This is a genomic window from Promicromonospora alba (assembly GCF_042654905.1).
Taxonomy (GTDB): domain Bacteria; phylum Actinomycetota; class Actinomycetes; order Actinomycetales; family Cellulomonadaceae; genus Promicromonospora; species Promicromonospora alba.
Map to the genome: position 1 here is coordinate 562,205 of NZ_JBHSFI010000005.1, position 19,857 is coordinate 582,061.

Sequence of the window (19,857 nt, forward strand, 5' to 3'; positions counted from 1 at the left end):
TCGCATGCGGGCAGTCTCGAAGGAAACTTCGAGTCAGAGGACGGTTCGTCATGGGTACCACGCAGAGATCGGCTCCTGTCGTCGTCGTCGCCGTCGACGGGAGGGGACAAGGTTTGGGAGCGCTCCGGTTCGCCATTGACGAGGCCCGCGCCCGGGGCACCGGTGTGCGGATGGCCCATGTCCTGGACCGCGACGACACGGGCCAGATCATGGACCCGTACATGACGGAGGCGTGCGTCGCCGCGCCCGACGTCGAGTTCCACTGGCGTTTCAGGCGCGGCCCACTCGCGGACGAACTGGTCGCGGCCGCCGGAGCCGGCGACCTCCTGGTCCTGGGACAGACGACACCGTGGAGCCCGGAACGGCCCGGCGTCAGCGCTGTGATCACGGAAGTCGCCGCGCGCACGGTGGCCGCCCTGGTGGTGGTTCCCGCCGACTGGCGAGCACGGCACCACCACCGGATTGTCGTCGGGGTCAAGTCGTGCGCGAACGCCGGAGGGCTGCTCGCGCGTGCGTTCGCGGAGGCCTTCGCACGGGGTGCCGCCCTGGAGATCGTGCACGTGTGTGACACCGCGGATCCCGCCGCCGTCGCCCGGGTCGACGTCCGCCCGGGCGACCGGCACGGGTCCGAGGTCAGGTCGCTGGAAACGCTCGTGCGCGACTGGTCCGACGTCTTTCCCGGCGTCGCGGTGGAGACGTCGTTCGCCCACGGGCAGCCGGCGCGCATCCTGATCGACGCCGCGACCGGCGCGGACCTCCTGATGATCGCCCGGCACCAGCGGGACTTGCGGCACCTGGCCCGCCTCGGGCCGGTGCCCCGGGCAGTCCTCGGGGCCTCGGACGTCCCGGTCGAGGTCGTTCCGCTGACCGGTGCACCGACCCCGGCACCGCTCGTGCTCACACGTTCGGGCACGATCCTGAAGAACTGACGCTGGCCGTCAGTACGTCGTCAGGCCGTGCGCCCGGAACTGGTCCCGCACCCGCTCGGTCAGCTCGGCCGACGGCGGCCGGGTCGCCTCGAGCTCGTAGGTGCGCCCGAGCGCTGCCCACTTGTAGCGGCCCATCTGGTGGAAGGGCAGCACCTCGACCCGGGTGACGGTGCCGGGCCTGATCTCGTTCAGCTCCGCCACGTAGGCCGCGACCCGCTCGACGTTGTCCGCGTCGTCGGTCAGGTCAGGGACCAGGACGAACCTGACCCAGACCTCGGGAGCGTGGCCCCCGGCCAGACCCGCCCTGGCGAGGCGCCGCCCGAACGCGAGCGTCGGCGCCAGCTCCCCACCGGTGACCCGGCGGTACGTGTCCGGGTCACCGGACTTCACGTCGAGCAGGACCAGATCGGTGTCGGCAAGCATCCCGTCCGTGAGATCTGCCCCCAGGAACCCGGAGGTGTCCAGCGCCGTGTGGACGCCGAGCTCCTTGGCCCCGCGCAGCAGGCGGGCCGCGAAGGCCGGCTGCATCAGTACCTCGCCGCCGGACAGGGTCAGACCGCCGCCCGTGGCCCGGAACACCGGAAGGTAGCGGCGCACCCGCGCGAGGATCTGCTCGGCCACGACCGGCTCGCCGTCCTTCAGCTCGAGCATGTCCGGGTTGTGGCAGTACAGGCAGCGCAGCGGGCAGCCCGACAGGAACACCGTGAGCCGCGCGCCTGGCCCGTCCACCGCGGTGACCAGCTCCCAGGAGTGCACGGAACCGAGCTCGCCGGACCGCATCGCCGCCAGCCGCTGCGAGCGCAGGGTGGCGGTGACTGGCGCCGGCGCCTGGAGGGTCATCAGAGTGACCCGTGGAAGGTCCTGCTGAGCACGTCGAGCTGCTGCTCGCGTGTCAGCCGGACGAAGTTGACGGCGTACCCGGAGACCCGGATCGTCAGCTGCGGGTAGTTCTCGGGGTGCTCCATGGCGTCCTCGAGCGTCTCGCGGTTCAGCACGTTGACGTTCATGTGATAGCCGTCCAGGCCGACCGAGGCGTCCAGCAGGCCCGCCAGGTTGGCGACCTGCTCCTCGCGCGTGCGGCCCAGACCGGCCGGAACCACCGTGTTGGTCAGCGAGATCCCGTCCTGCGCCTGGTCGTACGGCAGCTTGGCCACCGACAGCGCCGAGGCGAGCATGCCGTGCGTGTCCCTCCCGTTCATCGGGTTGGCGCCCGGTGAGAACGGCTCCCCCGCCCGCCGCCCGTCAGGCGTGTTGCCCGTGGCCTTGCCGTAGACGACGTTCGACGTGATCGTCAGGACCGACTGGGTGGGCAGCGCGTCCCGGTACGTGTTCCGGCGGCGGATCTTGTCCATGAAGGACTCGACGAGCTCGACGGCGATGGCGTCGGCCCGGTCGTCGTCGTTCCCGTAGGTCGGGAACGACCCGTCGACCTCGTAGTCGACCACGACGCCGCGCTCGTCGAACACCGGCGTGACACGGGCGTACCGGATCGCGCTCAGCGAGTCCGCCGTCACCGACAGCCCGGCGATGCCGCAGGCCATGGTGCGCAGCACGTCGCGGTCGTGCAGCGCCATCTCCAGACGCTCGTACGCGTACTTGTCGTGCATGTAGTGGATGACGTTCAGCGCCTCCACGTAGGTCGCTGCGAGCCAGTCCATCGTCGTGTCGAGACGGCGGCGGACGTCCTCGTACTCCAGCGGGCGGCCGGCGGGGACCGGCGGGAAGGCCGGCGAGACCTGTTCGCCGCTGACCTCGTCACGCCCGCCGTTGATCGCGTACAGCAGGGTCTTGGCCAGGTTCACGCGAGCGCCGAAGAACTGCATCTGCTTGCCGACCGCCATCGGGGACACGCAGCACGCGATGGCCGCGTCGTCTCCCCAGGCGGTCCGGATCTGCCGGTCGGACTCGTACTGCAGCGCGCTGGTGTCGATCGAGACGCGGGCGCAGAAGTCCTTGAACCCGCGGGGCAGTTCCTGGCTCCAGAACACGGTGAGGTTGGGCTCGGGGGCCGGGCCCAGGTCGTACAGGGTCTGCAGGTAGCGGAACGAGGTCCTCGTGACCAGGGTCCGTCCGTCGTCGCCCATGCCACCCACGGTCTCGGTGACCCAGGTGGGGTCGCCCGAGAACAGCGTGTCGTACTCCGGGGTGCGCAGGAAGCGCACGATCCGCAGCTTGATGACGAGGTCGTCGACGAGCTCCTGGACCTGCTCCTCCGTGATGCGGCCAGCCGCCAGGTCCCGCTGGAAGTACACGTCCAGGAAGGTCGAGGTGCGGCCCAGCGACATCGCGGCGCCGTTCTGCTCCTTGACCGCGCCCAGGTACGCGAAGTAGAGCCACTGCACGGCCTCCCGGGCCGTCCTGGCCGGTCCGGAGATGTCGTAGCCGTACGAGGCGGCCATCTCCTTGAGCTCGTCCAGCGCCCGGAGCTGCTCGGCGTGCTCCTCCCGCTCGCGAACGACCTTCTCGGTGAACGGCTGTGTGTCCAGGCTCAGCTTGTCCGCCTTCTTGGCGTCGATCAGGGCGTCGACGCCGTACAGGGCCACCCGGCGGTAGTCGCCGATGATCCGGCCCCGGCCGTAGGCGTCCGGCAGGCCGGTGATGATGTGGCTCCTGCGGGCGGCACGGACATCCGGGGAGTACGCGTCGAAGACGCCCTCGTTGTGGGTCTTGCGGTACTTGGTGAACGTCTCCCTGACGGACTCGTCCACGTCGTAGCCGTAGGTGGACAGCGAGGTCTCGACCAGCCGCCAGCCGCCGTTCGGCATGATCGCGCGCCTCAGCGGCGCGTCGGTCTGCAGACCGACGATCAGCTCGGCGGAGCGGTCGATGTAGCCCGGCGCGTGGGCGGTGATGGCCGCCGGGGTGTGCGGGTCGACGTCGTACACGCCCTTGGCGCGCTCCTCCGGGAACAGGGCGCTCACGGTGTCCCACACGTGCGTGGTGCGGGCGGTCGGTCCGGCGAGGAAGCTCGAGTCGCCCTCGTACGGCGTGTAGTTGCGCTGGATGAAGTCGCGCACGTCCACCTCCTCCTGCCAGGGTCCGCCGACGAATCCCGCCCATGCGGAGCTCGGTTCGGTACCCGGCGCGGGGACGGCCGGCGCGTCATGGACGGTGGTCATGGTTCGCTCCTGCGTGATAGTCGGGCTCAGAAGCCGAAGACGATGCGGGCGGGCACCCGGCCGGCCAGCACGTCCGCGAAGGACTCGTTGACCTCCTCGAGCTTGCGCTCAACCGCCACGACCTCGGTACGTCCGGCCGCGTGCAGCGCGAACACGTCGGCGAGGTCGTTGCGGGTGCCGACGATCGAGCCGATCACCGAGATGCCCTTGAGCACCGTGTCGAAGATCGGCAGCTGGATCCTGCCCTCGGCGGGCAGCGCCACGCAGACCAGCCGGCCACCCCGGCGCAGCGAGTGGAAGGCCTGGTCGAACGAGGCCGACGACGCGGCCAGCGCCACCGCGACGTCCGCGCCGCCGAGCCGCTGGATGGCCTCGACCGGGTCCTCCCGGGCGGCGTTGACCACGTGGTCCGCACCGAGGCGGGTGGCCAGCTCCAGCTTGTGGTCCTCGACGTCGACCGCGATCACGAAAGCGCCGGCGATGCGCGCGTACTGCAGCGCGAGGTGGCCCAGCCCGCCGATGCCGAACACGACCACCGTCTCCGCGGGCGACACCCGGGCGACCTTGATCGCCTTGTAGGTGGTCACACCGGCGCAGCTCAGCGGAGCGGCGTCCGCGGAGGACACACCGTCGGGGACGGGCACGGCGAAGTCTGCCCGGACCACGGCGTACTCGGCGAACGCGCCGTTGACGGAGTAGCCGGAGTTCTGCTGCTGCTCGCACAGGGTCTCCCAGCCGGCGACGCAGTAACGGCACTCGCCGCACGCGCTGCCGAGCCAGGCGATCGCCACACGCTCGCCGACGGAGCGGCTCGTCACACCGGAGCCGAGCTTCTCGATGCGGCCGACGCCCTCGTGCCCAGGGACGAACGGCGGGGTCGGCTTGACCGGCCAGTCGCCGTGGGCGGCGTGGATGTCGGTGTGGCACAGCCCGCTCGCCTCGATCCGGACCAGGACCTCGTCCGGGCCCGGCTCCGGGACGGGGATCTCCTGGATCTCCAGCGGGGCGGTGAAGTCGGTGACGACTGCGGCTCTCATGACAGCTCCGTTCGGGCGGTGATGCTGGACTGGCGACCGCCGGGTGCGGCGGTAGCTCCAACATCTCTCCGCGCGGCCCGCGCGGGGCAGGGACGAAGGTCCCCCGTGCCGCAGAGAAGGTCCTGAGCGCTCCGTGCCTCTGGTCCTGCCCGGGGCCCGCGGGAACCGCAGGGTCCACGGGTTCAGGGGTGCAGGCCCCAGACCACCAGGAGCGGGGCCAGGTTGAGGGCGATGGACACGGCCGTCACGACGATCGCGATGACACGCAGGTCCCGACCCGCCGGGTCTCCGAGCCGCTCGGCCCTGCATCCGCACCAGGCCGCTACGGCGGGCGGAACGACGAGCACCGCGAGTGCGGGTACGCCGGCACGGAGCGCGACCCCGAAGGGCATGTCCAGGTCAGCGTGCAGATACCATCCTTGCGCTGCCAGCGATCCGCTCCACAGGAACATCGCGGCGGTCAGGGTGACCGGGAGCAGGGCAAGCAACAGCCATCCCGCCCGGAGGAACCACCGAGCTGAATCGGGTATCCCCGGCTCGACGGGCTTCGGCGAGCTCGTAGGACTCGACATGACAACGCATCTCCGTCTGTTGTGGGTGTCAGCCTCGATCGGAGACCGAGGGCACTGCCCCACTGCCGCCGCGAGCTCGGACGGCCTTGGCGGCAGCGTCCGCCAGCACGACGACGACCGGTGCGGCGAGCACGAGGGCCCAGCCCGCCAGGGGCGGGGAGCTGCCACCGAGCAGGCCTGCCAGCGGGGGCGACAGGAACACGACCAGCAGCACGATCTCGACGGCGACCGCCCAGAAGCAGCATCGGGTTGCCAGTCATGCGGAGCGCGCCGGCCCAGCGGGTCTCGCTCCGGCAGGCGAAGGCGTTGCCGAGCTGACCCAGCACGACGGCAGCAAAGGCGGCGCCGGACGCCGCTGCCAGCGTCTGCGCGGAGGGTTCTGCGCCGAGCGTCCAGCCGGCCAGCCCGAGGACCACGAAGAACGCCGCCATCTCGACGGCTGCCTCGGCCGGGCCGAGAACGCCGAAGACCCGCCCCAGCACGCCACGGTCGATCAGTGCGCCGGTCGACGGCCGCTGCCGCATCGTCGTACGGCTGGGTGGCTCCGCACCGAGCGCGAGGGCAGGCAACAGGTCGGTTCCGATGTCGAGGGCGAGGATCTGCAGCACGGTCAGGGCCAGTGGGATCTCTCCGCCGCTGAGTGCCCAGAAGAGGAACGGCGTGAGCTCGGCGACGTTGTCGGTCAGGTGATAGGTCAGGAACCGGCGGATGTTGGCGAACGTCGCGCGGCCCAGCTCGATCGCGGCGACGATGGTCGCGAAGTTGTCGTCCAGGAGCACGACGTCCGCGGCCTCGCGGGCGACGTCGGAGCCGCTGCGCCCCATGGCGATGCCGATGTCGGCCTCGCGCAGGGCCGGGCCGTCGTTGACCCCGTCGCCGGTCATGGCGACCACGTGTCCCCGAGCGTGGAGGGCGCGCGCGATCCGCAGCTTGTCCTCGGGCGTGACCCGGGCGATGACCACGCCGTCCCGGTCGACCAGCTCACCGAGCGCGGCGTCGTCCGCCGGAAGGTCGGAACCTTCGAGGACCGGCCCGTCCCGCAGCAGCCCGACCTCCTGGGCGATCGCCGTCGCCGTACCGATATGGTCGCCGGTGACCATGGCGAGCCTGATGCCCGCGGTGCGGCACGCGGCCACAGCGGCGTGGACGTCGTCGCGCGGCGGGTCCTCCAGGCCGACGAGACCGAGCAGCTCCAGGTCCCTCTCCACATCGGGCATCGAGGCGTCCCGGTCTGCCACGGCGGCCGCGCGGCGCGCGACAGCCAGGACCCGCAGGCCCTTCGCCGCCATCTCGGCGACGGCACGGACGGCGTAGTCGCCCGCGGAGGTGAGTGCGAGGACCGAGTCCGGTGCGCCCTTGACGTAGACCTGGTCTCCTGCGACGACCGACATACGACGGCGGCGTGAGTCGAACGGCAGTCGCCGCAGCAACGGTCGCGCCGTCTCCTCGGCGGATACGTCGATGCCTGCCCGCAAGGCCAGGACGTGCAGGGCGACCTCCATCGGGTCCCCGTGCGCCGTCCACAGCTCACCACTGCGGACCATCCGCCCGGTCGAGCACCGCACAGCCGCCAGTGCGACGTTGCGGAGGGCCGGAGCCACACCGTTCTCGGCATCGATGCGAGCAGTGGGTGCGTACCCGTGCCCGACGACCGACGCCGTCCCCCGGGGCGTCCATACCTCGACGGCGGACATCTCGTTGCGGGTGAGCGTGCCGGTCTTGTCGGTGCAGATGAACGTCGTGGAGCCCATGGTCTCCACCGAGTCGAGGCGGCGCACGAGCGCGTTGCGGGCCGCCATCCGCTGCGCCCCCCGGGCCAGCGAGAGGGTCACGGTCGGCAGCAGGCCCTCCGGGACCAGCGCGACCATGATGCCGACGGCGAAGAGGAACCCGTCCGACACCGGCATACCGAGCACGAGGGCGAGGACGAAGAACGTGGCGCCGACGGCGACGGCGATCCCGGCGATCATGCGCACGACGCGACGAAGCCGGATCGCGAGCGGGCTCGCGGAACGGCTCGCGGTCCGGGTGAGGGCCATGATGTGGGCCAGCTCTGTCGCCGGTCCTGTCGCGGTGGCCTCGACGGTTGCCTCGCCCTCGACGACATAGGTCCCCGCGTGGACGTCGTCGCCCGGCGATAGATGGGTCGTGCTGCTCTCGCCGGTCAGAGCGGACTCGTCGAGCGCGAGGCCGGTCACCGAGACCACACTGCCGTCTGCTGCGACGCCGTCGCCGGCCTCCAGGAGAAGCAGATCCCCGACGACGACGTCCGCCACCGGGATCTGCCGGCGGTGCCCGTCGCGCAGGACGGTCGCCAGGGCCGGCATGAGCTCGAGGAGCTTCTGGCCGGCCTTGTCGGCCCGGTACTCCTGTAGGAACGCGAATACCCCGTTGACGACGACCACCACCGCGATGGCGACCGCGAGCTCGGGCATGTCGGCGATCCATGCGAGGACCGCCGCGGCCCACAGCAGAAGCGCGAAGAAGTGGAGCAACTGCCCGAGCAGGAGCCGCACCGGGGACCGTGGCCGAGCCTTCGGTACCAGGTTCGGCCCCAGCTCAAGGAGGCGATGGGCCGCATCGGACGACGACAGACCCGCACGTGCCTCGACGTCCGACATAGCTGTCCCGACCGTCTCCATCGTCACTCCCGACGCGATTCGCTCTGTGCCCCTCCAGCCTGTGGTCACGGCCCCGAACCCGACAGGGTCGACCGTCACGCTTCGACGGGACCTTCGGTGCGAACCTCGGGACCTGCGCCCCTGCCGTCGTCTTCGGGGACTTCGTCCTGGGGTTCCGGGCCGTTCGTCCCTGGTGCGACCGTCCGCGGGCCGGGGAGGCTGGCCACGTGGTCGCTCCGGCCAACCGCCGGCACGACCGTGGAGTCATCGCACGAGCACGCGATCGCGCGCGCAGACCGATGGAGGCGCAATGACCACGCAAGCGGACAGCCGAACCGGAGCCCTCACCCCGACCACACCGATAGAACCGGCGGGCGAGCGGTACGTCTACGACCTGTCGGAGGGGAACGCCGGGATGAGTGCGCTGCTCGGCGGCAAGGGTGCGGGCGTCGCCGAGATGACGCGCATCGGCGTGCCCGTCCCGGACGGCTTCACGGTGACCACCTCCGCGTGCGTCGCCACGATGAGGAACGGCGGCACCTGGCCCGAGGAGCTGTGGGACGAGATCCAGGCGCACCTGGACGCCCTGGAACGGCGCACGGGCCGCACGCTGGGCGCGGCCGAGCGGCCGCTGCTGGTGTCGGTGCGGTCGGGCGCCGTGCGCTCGATGCCGGGGATGATGGACACGATCCTCAACCTCGGCATCTCGGACGAGGCGGCCGACTCACTGGCGGCCGAGTCGGGCGATCCCCGGTTCGCCTGGGACTGCTACCGTAGGTTCGTACAGATGTACGGCGAGGTCGTCGAGGGCGTGCCGGGGCAGGTCTTCGAGGACGAGCTGACAGCGCTCAAGGAGCGCCGGGGAGTCGCGCAGGACACCGACCTGACGGCGGACGACCTGCGGGAGCTGGTGGCGACGTTCCGGAGCGTGGCCCGCCGGAGCACCGGCCACGACCTGCCGACCGACCCGCGCGAGCAGCTCCGCCGGTCGGTGGACGCCGTGTTCGGGTCGTGGAACAGCCCGCGCGCGCAGGTGTACCGCAGGCTGAACGACATCCCGGACGACCTGGGCACCGCCGTGAACGTCATGCAGATGGTGTTCGGCAACAAGGGCGACTCATCCGCGACAGGCGTGTGCTTCACGCGTAACCCGGCCACGGGCGCCAAGGAGCGGTACGGGGAGTTCCTCCTCGACGCACAGGGCGAGGACGTGGTCGCGGGCATCCGGACGCCGCGTCCTCTGCCGGAGCTGGAGTCCGTGCTGCCCGACGCGTACGCGCGGCTCATGGCCGCGATGGACCTGCTGGAGCACCACTACAAGGACATGCAGGACATCGAGTTCACCGTCGAGGACGGCACGCTATACCTGCTGCAGGTACGCACCGGCAAGCGCACCGCCGCAGCGGCCCTGAAGGTGGCGCGCGACCTCGTCGCGGAGGGCGCGATCGACAAGGAGACCGCGCTGCGCCGGATCGACCCGGCCCAGCTGGACCAGCTCCTGCACCCCACGCTCGACACCGCCCGGGCCCCGGCCCCCCTCACGCACGGCCTCAACGCGTCCCCGGGCGCGGCGGTGGGCACGATCGTGTTCGACGCCGACACCGCGGCAGAGCGGGGCGGAGCCGGTGAGCACGTGGTGCTCGTGCGCTGGGAGACGACGCCGGACGACATCCACGGCGTCGCGGCGGCCCAGGGCGTGCTCACCGCGCACGGCGGCATGACGTCGCACGCCGCGGTGGTCGCACGCGGCATGGGCAAGCCGTGCGTGGCCGGCGTCGGCGACCTGCGTATCGACGCCGACGCCCGCACGCTGACGATCGGCGACACCGTCCTGACCGACGCGGACACGATCACGGTGGACGGCACCACGGGCCTCGTCTACGCCGGCGCGCTCCCGCTCATGCCGCCGCAGATCACCGACGACTTCCAGGCCGTGCTGGGCTGGGCCGACGACGTGCGCCGCCTGGGCGTGCGCGCCAACGCCGACACCGGCGAGGACGCCGCGAAGGCCCGCGAGCTGGGAGCCGAGGGCGTGGGCCTGTGCCGCACCGAGCACATGTTCATGGCCACTGACCGCCTGCCCGTGGTGCGGCGCATGATCATGGCGGACTCCACCGCGTCCCGGCAGGCCGCCCTGGACGAGCTGCTGCCCATGCAGCAGGCCGACTTCGAGGACATCTTCACCGCGATGACCGGCCTGCCGGTAGCGGTCCGGCTCATCGACCCGCCGCTGCACGAGTTCCTCCCCGACCTGGTCGAGCAGTCCCTGCTGGTGCAGCGGCTGGAGACAGACGGCACGCCCGGGGAGCTGGAGAGCGCGCGAGCGCTCCTCGCCCGCATCACGCGCCTGTCCGAGACGAATCCCATGCTGGGCACCCGCGGCGTGCGCCTGTCACTGCTGTACCCCGAGATCGCCGTCATGCAGACCCGCGCGATCATCCGCGCGGCGCTCGCCGTGCGCGAGCGCGGCCTGGACCCGCGCGTGGAGATCATGGTGCCGCTCGTCGGGTTCGCCGAGGAGCTGCGCAGTGCGCGCGAGATCGTCGTGGCCACCGCGGACGACGAGCTGGACCGCGCCGGGGAGCCGGAGCTCGACTACCGGGTCGGCACGATGATCGAGCTGCCGCGAGCCGCCCTCACCGCGGACCGGATCGCCGAGCACGCCGACTTCTTCTCGTTCGGCACCAACGACCTGACCCAGACGGCGATCGGGATCTCTCGCGACGACGCCGAGGAGTCCTTCCTCGCCGCCTACCTCGAGGCGGGCATCGTGTCGGCCGACCCGTTCGCGTCCCTCGACGTCGAAGGTGTCGGCGAGCTCGTCCGGATCGGCGTCGAACGCGGGCTGCGCACCAGGCCCGACCTCGAGACCGGCGTCTGCGGCGAGCACGGCGGCGACCCCGCGTCGATCGCCGCGTTCGACGGACTCGGCCTCGACTACGTGTCCTGCTCGCCCTACCGCGTCCCGATCGCTCGCCTGGCCGCCGCGCTCGTCAGGCTCGACGACGCAGTGCGCGACGAGAAGTGACCGTCACGGCCGTCAGCCCCGCGGTGAGGACCGCGGGGCTGACGGCTGCCTGGTACGCCGGCTACTCGGCGCGACGAGGCACGACGTCTCGGAGCACGCTGGCCCGGCGGGGTGCGCTCGTCGGCCTCGGGCTGTTCCCGAGCCGCATGAGCATCTGCGGATAGCCGCCGAGGGACAAGGCCTTGCGCAGGTCGTGACGCGTCGTGGGGTTCTCCAGGACGGTGGTCGCGAACGACGCGTGGACGAAGTGGGTGGTGGCAGCCAGCAGCGCGTGCTCCAGCGCCTGGCCGGCCGCGATCCACTCCCTGGGTGAGTCGCCGGATGTGCTCAGGACCGCCAGTGTCGAGTCCCGCTCGAACTGTTCGCGGCCCACGCTGGCGGGGAATCGGCGCACAGGCGCGTCGGGGTTGCTCGGCGCACGCCCCAGGAGATGTGCGGGTACGCCGTCGTCACGCCCCGGCCAGCCGGTCGTCCACGCCGCCTCTTCACCGCGGCCGGCCATGTCCTCTGCCGCGATAGCCTCCGCCCTCCGCATGAGGCCGAGCACCTCGGCGCGCGAGGGGTCCGAGGGCTGGATCGTGCGCAGGCTCGCCCCTTCTGCGTGAGCAGCCCGCTGGATGACGACCAGGACGTCCCCGGGAAGGGGCCGGTCGTCGAAGGGCGTGCGGGAGGTGGCACGGTGCTCGATCGCCAGGGACAGCTCGAGCTCGGCCGCACTCGGGTCGCCACCCGGCTCGAACACGAGCTCGGCGACGAGCAGCTCGTCCTCCGGATCGGGCAGCACCGTGACGACCGCGGTCAGCGACTCACGACGGGCTGCAGCTCTGGCGTTGAACAGGAACGCCCCGCAGCTGATGAACATCTCACGGCCCTGGGGGTCGTTGTGCCGCAGCCGTCGCGACGGGTCGGCACGAAGGGTCAGGCTGGAACCCGTGACCGCCACCTGCCAGGGCTGGGTGTTCAAGACACTCGGGGCATCTCCGGCTGCCTTCAGGATCCTCTCGATCCGTGCGTCGACGACATCCATTTCTCGTCTCCTCGGTTCTTGCTCACTCGGGCGTCGGCCCGACCCGCCGGGTCCGGAACCGCCGTCCCGGCGGGGACCGACTCGTGCTCCTGACCAGGACATCACCCGCTCCGCGGGCCCGGCAGGGTAGGTGGTCCTCGCTTCACCTGACCTTCGTCCCGGATGGGACAGACCAAGGCCCCGCATCGGCCGGACGATCGCCTCTGCCACCCAGGGGCGACCGGTTGGTGTCCTGGTGACGAGCAGAGGAGAACGGTCGTGAACAAGAACCGGTACCGGGGCGTCATCGTCGGCGCTGCGGTAGCTGCGGTCGCGGCCACATGGGCCGCGCGCCGGGCATCCCTGCGCTGGGGCGCAAGCGACGGGGAGCTTGCCATGCTGCTGCCCGGTGACGCCTGGCTTCCCGCGCCTGACCTGCAGGCCACTCGAGCGATCACGATCAACGCCCCGAGCCCGCACGTGTGGCGATGGATCGCCCAGCTCGGCCAGAACCGCGGCGGCTTCTACACGTACGACTGGCTCGAGAACCTCGCCGGCTGTGACATCCACACGTCAGACGTCATCGTGCCCGAGCTCCGCATCCGCGCGGTCGGCGACGAGGTCAAGCTCGCCCCTTCCGCAGCGCTGAGGGTGGTCGCCCTGAAGGAGGGGTACCACCTCGTGCTGCGTGGCGCGGTCGCCGGGGGCGGCACGAACACCCCTGCCCCCTACGACTTCACGTGGGCCTTCGTCCTCACCGACGACACCCCGGGCATCACCCGGCTCATCGTCCGTGAGCGGTACGCGTACCTGGCCGGCTGGGCGCCCATGCTCGCTGAACCGGTCGAGATGGTGAGCTTCCTCATGTCGCAACGGATGCTCCGCGGTATCCGGGAACACGCGGAGCGCTGGACGGCGATCGAAGCCTGAGGAGCGACCATGCGCCCACCGAACGAACGAGCCGCCCGCCGTGGCGTGGACCGACGCCGACCGGATCGACTCGATCGGCGCCGGTGGATCCTGGCGGTCTCCGTGGGTGAGGGCATCGGCTTCGCGATCGCGACGTCCCTGGCGGTCCTCGGCCTCGTCGCCGGGATCGATGGTCCGGGCCGGTTGGCGCTCGCGATGGTCGGTGGCGCACTGGAGGGTGCGGCACTCGCGTCGGGGCAGTACCTCGGCATGCCCGCGGGTCGCCCCGTCGCATGGCGGTGGATCGGCGCCACGGCACTCGCGGCGGCACTCGCCTGGGCGCTCGGGATGATGCCGAGCACCCTTGGCATGGACCTCGGCGAACCGGTCGCGCTGATCGCGCTCGCGGTCGGCGGGATCGTGCTGCTCGCCAGCATCCCCGTCGCACAATGGCTGGTGCTCGCGCGACCGGGCACGTTCCGCTGGGTGCCGGTGAACGCGGGGGCATGGCTCGTCGCGATCCTCTGGACCTTCGCACCGTCTCCGTTCATCGATGAGCAGAGCCCGATCGTCGTGGTCGCTGCCCTCTACGTGACAGCGGGGGTGCTGATGGCCGTCACCTTCGCGTCGCTCACCGCCGGCGTCGCAGGTTCGCTCTTCCTTCCGGGCGCGACTCACCGGGTCGGCCGGGAATCCGGCCGAGAGCCGGGTGACTGACATGCGCCCAGCAAGGCAGCGGCTCGCCGCGGTCGACGAGGCGAACCTCGTGCTCGACCACGCCGGCCAGGTCAACGTCTTCCTCGTCGCGGGTCTCCTCGGCGCGGGTGGGTTCGTCGGTCCCGGCACCACCCCTGACCTCGCGGCGCTGCGCTCCGCGCTCGGCACACGGGTCACCGAGCTGCCGCCCCTCCGCAGATATCCCGTCGTCGCCGGTCGCAGGCACCGCTGGGACGAGAGGTCACCCGACCTGGGCGAGCACGTTCGGCTCGTCGCTCCGGTCGATGGCCTGTCGGGCCTCGAACGGCTGTGCGCCGAGCTGATGAGCGCGCCACTACCGCTCGATCGTCCGCTCTGGGAGCTCTTGGTCGTCCCGGGCGCGAGCCCCGGACTGACGGGGTTCGTGCTCCGCATCCACCACGCGGTCGCGGATGGAATGGCCGCGGTGGCGATCGCGCAGGAGCTGTTCGATCCCTCCGAACGAGGGACGGCCTCTGCGTGGGAGGCCACGGTTCCACGGTCCCGGCCGAGCACGCAGCCACGACCACGACGTGATCTGCGGCGCCTCCTCCGCAGACTCGACCACGGCTCTCGTCGCATCCGGAAGACGCTCACGAGCCGCGAGCTGGGGTCCACGGTGCTGCTCGGCGAGCGCAACCGGTGCCGCGGCGTCGCCTTCGTGGACGTGGACCTCGCAGCGCTCGAGGCGCGTGTGCGGCCGTTCGGCGCCACCGTCAACGACGCGCTGCTCGCGGCTGTCGCCTCGGGCTACCGGGCTGCTCTGCCCGCCGCCGGTGAACGCATCCCGGCGCGGCTGCCCGTCTCCGTGCCGGTCGCGCTGCGCCGGCGTGGCACGTCGGGCAACCAGGTCGGTGTCATGCTCGTGCGGCTGCCGCTCGACGTGCCCGCGCCGGGCGATCGCCTTCGGCTGATCGCGGAGCAGACCCGAGCGGAGAAAGTGCAGGCGCGGGAGCAGGGCACGCTCGAGCTCATGCGCGGTCCCGTCGGAGCGCGCCTCATGGACCGCGTCGCACGGCGGCAGCACCTCGTCGGCGGGTTCGTCACCAACGTGCCGGGTCCGGCCCGCACGTTGCGCCTCGCGGGCGCCCCTGTCACTGCGATCTGGCCGGTTGCGGTGCTCGCCGCGAACGTCCGGCTGGGCGTGGCGGCGGTCTCGTACGCGGGCCGGCTCTCCTGCAGCGTCCACTTCGACGCGGCGAACGTGCCCGGTGCCGTGTTCGCACGCGCGATGGCCGAAGAGCTGGTGCGCCCGAGCGCGTGACCCTCCGCCGGGAGGGCACGTGTCTCGGTCCTCGCGATCGGGGGACGTTGGTCCCGCTCGTGCGGGCCGCTCGTCTCTGCCGCCGGGACGAGCCAGTTGGTGTCCTGGTAGTGAGCAGAGGAGGACGATCATGAACAACACCTGGTACCGGAGCGTCGTCGTAGGAGTCGACGGCTCGGACGAGAGCCTGGCGGCGCTGAGCTGGGCGACCGTTACCGCAGACCTGCACGGGGCCCGTCTCGCCGTGGTTGCGGCGCACCCCGTGGAGGTCGACGCCGAGCCGGCTGCGGCAGGTCTCGTCGAGGAGGCGCGCGAGCTGGCGCACCACGCGGCCCGTGCCGCCCGGGAGCGGCTCCACGGATGGCGTCCCGGTGGTCGGGACATCGAGATACGTGCGCTGCCGGGTAGTGCGGCCCGCGTGCTGGCCGCACAGTCGACCGCCGACGACCTGGTCGTGGTGGGGCGCCGCGGGCTGCGCGCGTTCGACCGCGCGCTGCTCGGGTCCGTCTCCTCGGCGCTGGCGGCCGGTGCACCCGGGACGATCGCGGTGGTGCCTGCCGGCGCAGCGACCGACGAACCCCGGAAGATCCGGGTCGGAGTGGGCCCGGTCGACGAGCCGGACGTCCTGGGTACGGCGTTCGCGGAGGCGGACGCGCGCGGGCGCCCGCTCGAGGTGCTGCACGTGACGGGGACCGACCCGATCTCGTCGGCCCTGCTCGACATGGATCCCGTGGCCGCGTCGTGGCACGAGGCCGCAGCGGTCGACCTTGCTGACCGGCTGGCGCGGTGGTCGGACAAGTACCCGACTGTCACGTACACCGTGGTGATCCGTCGCGGCGACCCGATCGCCACCCTGCTCCACGGCCTGGTGCGGAACGACCTCCTGGTGGTCGGCGGACGCAGCCACTCGGCGGTCGCCGGGCGCCTGCTGCGCAGCGTGCCCGACTCCGTGGTCCGTGGCGCGCCGTGCCCCGTCCTGGTCGTGCACGCGCACCGTCATCCGGTCGGCTGACCGGACCGGATTCGAGCGGAAGGAGAGAACGATGATGTACGGAAGCTACGGGACGGGCATGTGGGGCGCCCTGCTCATGGTCGTCTTCATGGTCGTCGGCGGGCTGCTGCTGTGGGGGCTGATCGTCGCCGGTGTGGTGACCGCGGCCCACTACCTCAGAGGCCCCGACAGCTCGCCTGGGACGCCGGAAGCAGGCACGTCCGCGCGGCAGGTGCTGGCCCAGCGGTTCGCCCAGGGCGACATCGACGAGAACGAGTACACCCAGCGGTTACACGTCCTGAACACGACCGGACCACGACCGCATCCTGCGGACACGACCCGGCAGAGGAGGTGACGTGATGGGAGACCGGAACACGGGTGCTGCCGCGGGCGGCGGCGCGATCTACGGGCTCGGCATCTTCGGTGCCTGGGTCTATTTCTGGCAGCAGGCCGACGGCTTCTGGGAGTTCGTCTGGGCCATCCTGCAGGGCATCTTCTGGCCTGCGTTCATGGTGTACGAGGCGTTCTCCGCGCTCGGCGGCTGACGCGCACCCGGAATCCTGGCAACCGCTGATGCCTGCATCGGCGGTTGCCGACGTCTGTAGTGCTGGCGTCGATCGCGTCAGCTCTTCAGGATCTCGCCCTCGCTCTCGAGCACGAGCGGTGCCGTGGCCGGTTCACGCTTCAACGGAACCACCTCGACCGGCGTGTCCGAGACACCGAGCACGGCGCGCGGCGTCCGTCCCAGGCGCACCGGGTGCCGCAGGTCGCGGTGCGGCCGGGCGAGCATCAGGAGGTCCGCGTCGGCCGAGGCGTCGACGAGGGCGTCGGCCGGGCGGCCCTCGACCGCTGTCATCTCCACCGTCACGTCCGGAAAGGCGTCCCGCCACTCGTGAGCAGCGCTCTCCAGCATCCGTCTGCCGGAACTGAGGGACTCGTCCGCGTAGGCGTCGGCGACGCCGATCTCTGCCGCTAGCTCGGGGATCACGACGACATGCACGAGGCGCAGGGCGGCGTGCCGCGCGGACGCCATCGAGAACGCGCGAGCCAGGAGCTCGCCGTCAGGCACTGCCGACTTGATCCCGACGACGATCCGTCCGTGCTCGCTCTCCCGCCAGTCCGCCGGAACGACCACCACGGGAACTGCCGCACGGGCAACCACTCCAGCGGTCGTCGTTCCCGCGAGCAGTCGTTCCGCTCCCCTGCGGGTCTCCCTGCCGAGCACCATGAGTTCACCTGTCGCCGCCGCCGCGGCAAGCTCCGCCACGCGCTGGTCCCGGCCGAGCAACGACTCGAATCTGATGTCGGGCGCAGCCGAGCGCGCCTCCGCCACAGCTCGCTCCAGGATCCGTTCTCCTGAGGTCCGCAGGTCTTCGACGTCACGCCCCGCCGCAGGCCAGAGACCACCCTCCGGAAGAAGGGTCGGGGCGACATGCACCAGCCGGACGGTGCGCTTCCGGGCGCGGGCCTCACGAACCGCGTACCGGACGGCACCGGCGCTGCGTTCACTGCCGTCGACAGCCACGACGATCGGGGCAGGTTGCCAGGTTGTTCCCATGACGATCTCCTTCTCCTGTGCTCTCGGTGCTGTTCGAGTGGTGCTGTTCCTGAGTCGCTCGCGCTCAGCCTGTCGGGTGCGGCCATGCACCTTGCAGGGTCGAGGGTCTTCGGTTCACGGGACCTTCGGCCCGTGCGGCGGCGGTCCGCGAGCTCCCTGGGACGCAAGCAGTACCTCACCGGCGGAGCGACCGGTCGAGACGAGCACCCGCCGAAGGTGCCCGAACGTCTCCAACGGCGAGCCCGCTGGGCGGGCCGCCCAGCGCACGGAGGGCGTACAGGATCGTCGCCAGGTCGACGAGCTCCTGGACCAGGGCGCCGGCCACAGCGGGGATCGCTCCGGTCATGGCCACCAGCATGAGACCGACGCTCAGCCCGATGCCGATCCAGATGGCCGTGAGCGCAACCCGCAGCGTGTGCCGGCCGATCGAGACGGCGTCGACGACCTTGGCGAGCGAGTCGACGAGGAGCACCACACCCGCGGCCTCCCCCGCCGCGGTCGCGCCCTTCGCGCCCATGGCGACGCCGACGTCGGACGCCGCCAGCACCGGGGCGTCGTTCACCCCGTCGCCGACCATCATCACCGGCCGCGGGCGCAGCTCGGCGGCGAGCCGCACCTTCTCGGGAGGAAGGAGTTCCGCGTGGACGTCGTCGATCCCGACCTCCCGGGCGATCGACTCCGCCGTCGGCCGGGCGTCCCCGGTCAGCATCGTGATGTGCTCGATGCCGTTCTCCCGCAACCAGGAGACGACCGCGGGCGACTCGGGACGCGCGTCGTCTGCGAGGACGACAGCGCCCGCGAACCGTCCGTCGACGGCGACGTAGGCCGCGGCCTCGCCGGGGCCAAGGGCTACCTGGGACGTGTCCGGCGCGATCGACGCGACGTAGGCGGGCTTGCCGACGACGACGGTCCGGCCCTCGACGACGGCGGTCACACCGTTCGTCGCGACCTCGGCCGCATCGGTGGCGGTCAGCAGGTCGAGGCCACGCTCGGTGGCTGCTCGGCGGATGCTCCCGGCGAACACGTGCGACGAGTACTGCTCGGCCGAGGCCGCGAGCCGCAGCAGCTCGTCGTCGGCGAACCCGGCGGCGGGCCGGACGGCGACGAGGTCCGGACGGCCCTGCGTCAGGGTTCCTGTCTTGTCGAAAGCGGCGGACCGCAGGCGTGCCAGCTGCTCGATGACGGTGCCGCTCTTGATGATCACCCCGCTCCTGGCCGCACGCGAGAGCCCGCCGAGAAAGGCGACCGGTGCCGCGATGAGGAGCGGGCACGGGGTCGCCAGCACGAGCACCTCGGCGAAGCGGGTCGGGTCCCCGGAGATCGTCCACGCCGCGCCCGCCAGGACGAGCGCGACGGCAGTGAACGGGACCGCGAAACGATCGGCGAGCCGGACGACCGGCGCCCGTGACTCCTCGGCGGCCCGCACGAGCGCGACGATCTGCTGGTACTGGCTGTCCGCACTGCGGCGTACGGCCCGGATCCGCACCGCCCGTGTCCCGTTCACGGCGCCCGACAGCGCCTCCTCGCCGACCCCGCGGGTAACCGGCAGGCTCTCCCCGGTCAGCGAGGACTCGTCGAACGTCCCGCCGTCACCGAGCAGGACGCCGTCGACCGGCACGATCTCGCCGGGCCGCACGAGCAGCACGTACCCGATGGCGACGTCGTCGACGGCTATGTCCTCCAGCTCTTCGGCCCGGGATGCGCCCGGGGGCCGCAGCACGTGCGCGACTCGGGGCGAGCGATCGAGCAGGGCCGTCAGGTCACGCTTGGCACGCCGCCCGGCGAAGTCCTCGAGCGCTCTGCCGCCCGAGAGCATCAGCACGATGATCAGCGCTGCGACGTACTCCCTGACGGCCAGGGTCGCGACCATCGCCACGACCGCGAGGACGTCGAGCCCGACGTGCCCGCGAAGCACGTCGCGCACCATCCCGACGAGCGTCCACACGATGAACGCGCCGACGTACGCGGTGGCGACCCATCGCGCGACGCCGCCTTCGCCTGCCGCGCGGAGCAGGAGCACCGCCACCAGCGCCACGATCGCGCCCGTGATCCCTGGATACAGCCGCAAGCCGCGGAATACCCGCATGG

General features: G+C 71.6%; 16 protein-coding genes. 8 read left to right on the plus strand and 8 right to left on the minus strand.

The window, feature by feature from the left end:
• Positions 1–50 precede the first annotated feature (50 nt).
• Complete coding sequence (locus ACFO6V_RS17475) at positions 51–929, plus strand: universal stress protein (protein WP_377137374.1); 879 nt, start codon at positions 51–53, stop codon at positions 927–929.
• A gap of 9 nt (positions 930–938) precedes the next feature.
• Here the strand turns inward: ACFO6V_RS17475 and pflA are convergent, their stop codons facing one another.
• From pflA to ACFO6V_RS17500, 5 genes are all read right to left on the minus strand, one after another.
• Positions 939–1,769, minus strand: coding sequence for a pyruvate formate-lyase-activating protein (gene pflA, locus ACFO6V_RS17480; RefSeq protein WP_377137376.1), 831 nt, complete (start codon positions 1,767–1,769; stop codon positions 939–941).
• Positions 1,769–4,048 (minus strand): formate C-acetyltransferase, encoded by a 2,280-nt coding sequence (pflB, locus tag ACFO6V_RS17485; protein WP_377137378.1) that lies wholly within the window; start codon positions 4,046–4,048, stop codon positions 1,769–1,771. Before pflB ends, pflA begins: the two co-directional genes overlap by 1 nt.
• A gap of 26 nt (positions 4,049–4,074) precedes the next feature.
• The gene (gene adhP, locus ACFO6V_RS17490) at positions 4,075–5,085 is read right to left on the minus strand and encodes an alcohol dehydrogenase AdhP (protein WP_377137380.1); all 1,011 of its coding nucleotides are present in this window, start codon (positions 5,083–5,085) and stop codon (positions 4,075–4,077) included.
• A 182-nt stretch (positions 5,086–5,267) separates the two neighbouring features.
• On the minus strand, positions 5,268–5,477 hold the full coding sequence (locus tag ACFO6V_RS17495) for a hypothetical protein (protein WP_377137382.1): 210 nt from the start codon (positions 5,475–5,477) through the stop codon (positions 5,268–5,270).
• Between the two features lie 68 nt (positions 5,478–5,545).
• The gene (locus ACFO6V_RS17500) at positions 5,546–8,299 is read right to left on the minus strand and encodes a cation-translocating P-type ATPase (RefSeq protein WP_377137384.1); all 2,754 of its coding nucleotides are present in this window, start codon (positions 8,297–8,299) and stop codon (positions 5,546–5,548) included.
• A gap of 289 nt (positions 8,300–8,588) precedes the next feature.
• Here ACFO6V_RS17500 and ppdK point away from each other — a divergent pair, with 289 nt between their 5' ends.
• The gene (gene ppdK / locus ACFO6V_RS17505; RefSeq protein WP_377137386.1) at positions 8,589–11,306 is read left to right on the plus strand and encodes a pyruvate, phosphate dikinase; all 2,718 of its coding nucleotides are present in this window, start codon (positions 8,589–8,591) and stop codon (positions 11,304–11,306) included.
• A gap of 61 nt (positions 11,307–11,367) precedes the next feature.
• Here the strand turns inward: ppdK and ACFO6V_RS17510 are convergent, their stop codons facing one another.
• Positions 11,368–12,333, minus strand: a complete 966-nt coding sequence (locus tag ACFO6V_RS17510) for an Acg family FMN-binding oxidoreductase (protein WP_377137388.1) — start codon at positions 12,331–12,333, stop codon at positions 11,368–11,370.
• Positions 12,334–12,591: 258 nt separating this feature from the next.
• Between ACFO6V_RS17510 and ACFO6V_RS17515 the strand changes: the two genes are divergently transcribed.
• The 6 genes from ACFO6V_RS17515 to ACFO6V_RS17540 all read left to right on the plus strand — a co-directional run bounded on the left by ACFO6V_RS17515 (position 12,592) and on the right by ACFO6V_RS17540 (position 16,756).
• Complete coding sequence (locus tag ACFO6V_RS17515) at positions 12,592–13,242, plus strand: SRPBCC family protein (RefSeq protein WP_377137390.1); 651 nt, start codon at positions 12,592–12,594, stop codon at positions 13,240–13,242.
• Between the two features lie 9 nt (positions 13,243–13,251).
• Positions 13,252–13,938: a hypothetical protein gene (locus ACFO6V_RS17520; RefSeq protein WP_377137392.1), complete on the plus strand. Its 687-nt coding sequence runs from the start codon at positions 13,252–13,254 to the stop codon at positions 13,936–13,938.
• A 1-nt stretch (position 13,939) separates the two neighbouring features.
• A complete protein-coding gene (locus tag ACFO6V_RS17525) occupies positions 13,940–15,220 on the plus strand; it encodes a wax ester/triacylglycerol synthase domain-containing protein (RefSeq protein WP_377137394.1) in 1,281 nt (426 codons plus the stop codon).
• Positions 15,221–15,350: 130 nt separating this feature from the next.
• A complete protein-coding gene (locus ACFO6V_RS17530; RefSeq protein ID WP_377137396.1) occupies positions 15,351–16,232 on the plus strand; it encodes a universal stress protein in 882 nt (293 codons plus the stop codon).
• A gap of 31 nt (positions 16,233–16,263) precedes the next feature.
• Positions 16,264–16,566 (plus strand): SHOCT domain-containing protein, encoded by a 303-nt coding sequence (locus ACFO6V_RS17535; protein ID WP_377137398.1) that lies wholly within the window; start codon positions 16,264–16,266, stop codon positions 16,564–16,566.
• 4 nt (positions 16,567–16,570) lie between these two features.
• Positions 16,571–16,756 carry a hypothetical protein gene (locus ACFO6V_RS17540; protein ID WP_377138172.1) on the plus strand — a complete coding sequence of 62 codons (186 nt, stop codon included), beginning with the start codon at positions 16,571–16,573 and terminating at the stop codon, positions 16,754–16,756.
• Between the two features lie 77 nt (positions 16,757–16,833).
• Here ACFO6V_RS17540 and ACFO6V_RS17545 read toward each other — a convergent pair whose 3' ends face one another.
• A complete protein-coding gene (locus ACFO6V_RS17545) occupies positions 16,834–17,769 on the minus strand; it encodes a universal stress protein (RefSeq protein ID WP_377137400.1) in 936 nt (311 codons plus the stop codon).
• A 175-nt stretch (positions 17,770–17,944) separates the two neighbouring features.
• Positions 17,945–19,855: a heavy metal translocating P-type ATPase gene (locus ACFO6V_RS17550; RefSeq protein ID WP_377138175.1), complete on the minus strand. Its 1,911-nt coding sequence runs from the start codon at positions 19,853–19,855 to the stop codon at positions 17,945–17,947.
• Positions 19,856–19,857: the final 2 nt, after the last annotated feature.

Excerpts from the sequence above, each read along its gene's own strand:
- ACFO6V_RS17475 (WP_377137374.1), top strand. The coding sequence starts at position 51 with ATGGGTACCACGCAGAGATCGGCTCCTGTCGTCGTCGTCGCCGTCGAC.
- pflA (WP_377137376.1), bottom strand. The coding sequence starts at position 1,769 with ATGACCCTCCAGGCGCCGGCGCCAGTCACCGCCACCCTGCGCTCGCAG.
- pflB (WP_377137378.1), bottom strand. The coding sequence starts at position 4,048 with ATGACCACCGTCCATGACGCGCCGGCCGTCCCCGCGCCGGGTACCGAA.
- adhP (WP_377137380.1), bottom strand. The coding sequence starts at position 5,085 with ATGAGAGCCGCAGTCGTCACCGACTTCACCGCCCCGCTGGAGATCCAG.
- ACFO6V_RS17495 (WP_377137382.1), bottom strand. The coding sequence starts at position 5,477 with ATGCCCTTCGGGGTCGCGCTCCGTGCCGGCGTACCCGCACTCGCGGTG.
- ACFO6V_RS17500 (WP_377137384.1), bottom strand. The coding sequence starts at position 8,299 with ATGGAGACGGTCGGGACAGCTATGTCGGACGTCGAGGCACGTGCGGGT.
- ppdK (WP_377137386.1), top strand. The coding sequence starts at position 8,589 with ATGACCACGCAAGCGGACAGCCGAACCGGAGCCCTCACCCCGACCACA.
- ACFO6V_RS17510 (WP_377137388.1), bottom strand. The coding sequence starts at position 12,333 with ATGGATGTCGTCGACGCACGGATCGAGAGGATCCTGAAGGCAGCCGGA.
- ACFO6V_RS17520 (WP_377137392.1), top strand. The coding sequence starts at position 13,252 with ATGCGCCCACCGAACGAACGAGCCGCCCGCCGTGGCGTGGACCGACGC.
- ACFO6V_RS17525 (WP_377137394.1), top strand. The coding sequence starts at position 13,940 with ATGCGCCCAGCAAGGCAGCGGCTCGCCGCGGTCGACGAGGCGAACCTC.
- ACFO6V_RS17530 (WP_377137396.1), top strand. The coding sequence starts at position 15,351 with ATGAACAACACCTGGTACCGGAGCGTCGTCGTAGGAGTCGACGGCTCG.
- ACFO6V_RS17535 (WP_377137398.1), top strand. The coding sequence starts at position 16,264 with ATGATGTACGGAAGCTACGGGACGGGCATGTGGGGCGCCCTGCTCATG.
- ACFO6V_RS17540 (WP_377138172.1), top strand. The coding sequence starts at position 16,571 with ATGGGAGACCGGAACACGGGTGCTGCCGCGGGCGGCGGCGCGATCTAC.
- ACFO6V_RS17545 (WP_377137400.1), bottom strand. The coding sequence starts at position 17,769 with ATGGGAACAACCTGGCAACCTGCCCCGATCGTCGTGGCTGTCGACGGC.
- ACFO6V_RS17550 (WP_377138175.1), bottom strand. The coding sequence starts at position 19,855 with ATGCGGGTATTCCGCGGCTTGCGGCTGTATCCAGGGATCACGGGCGCG.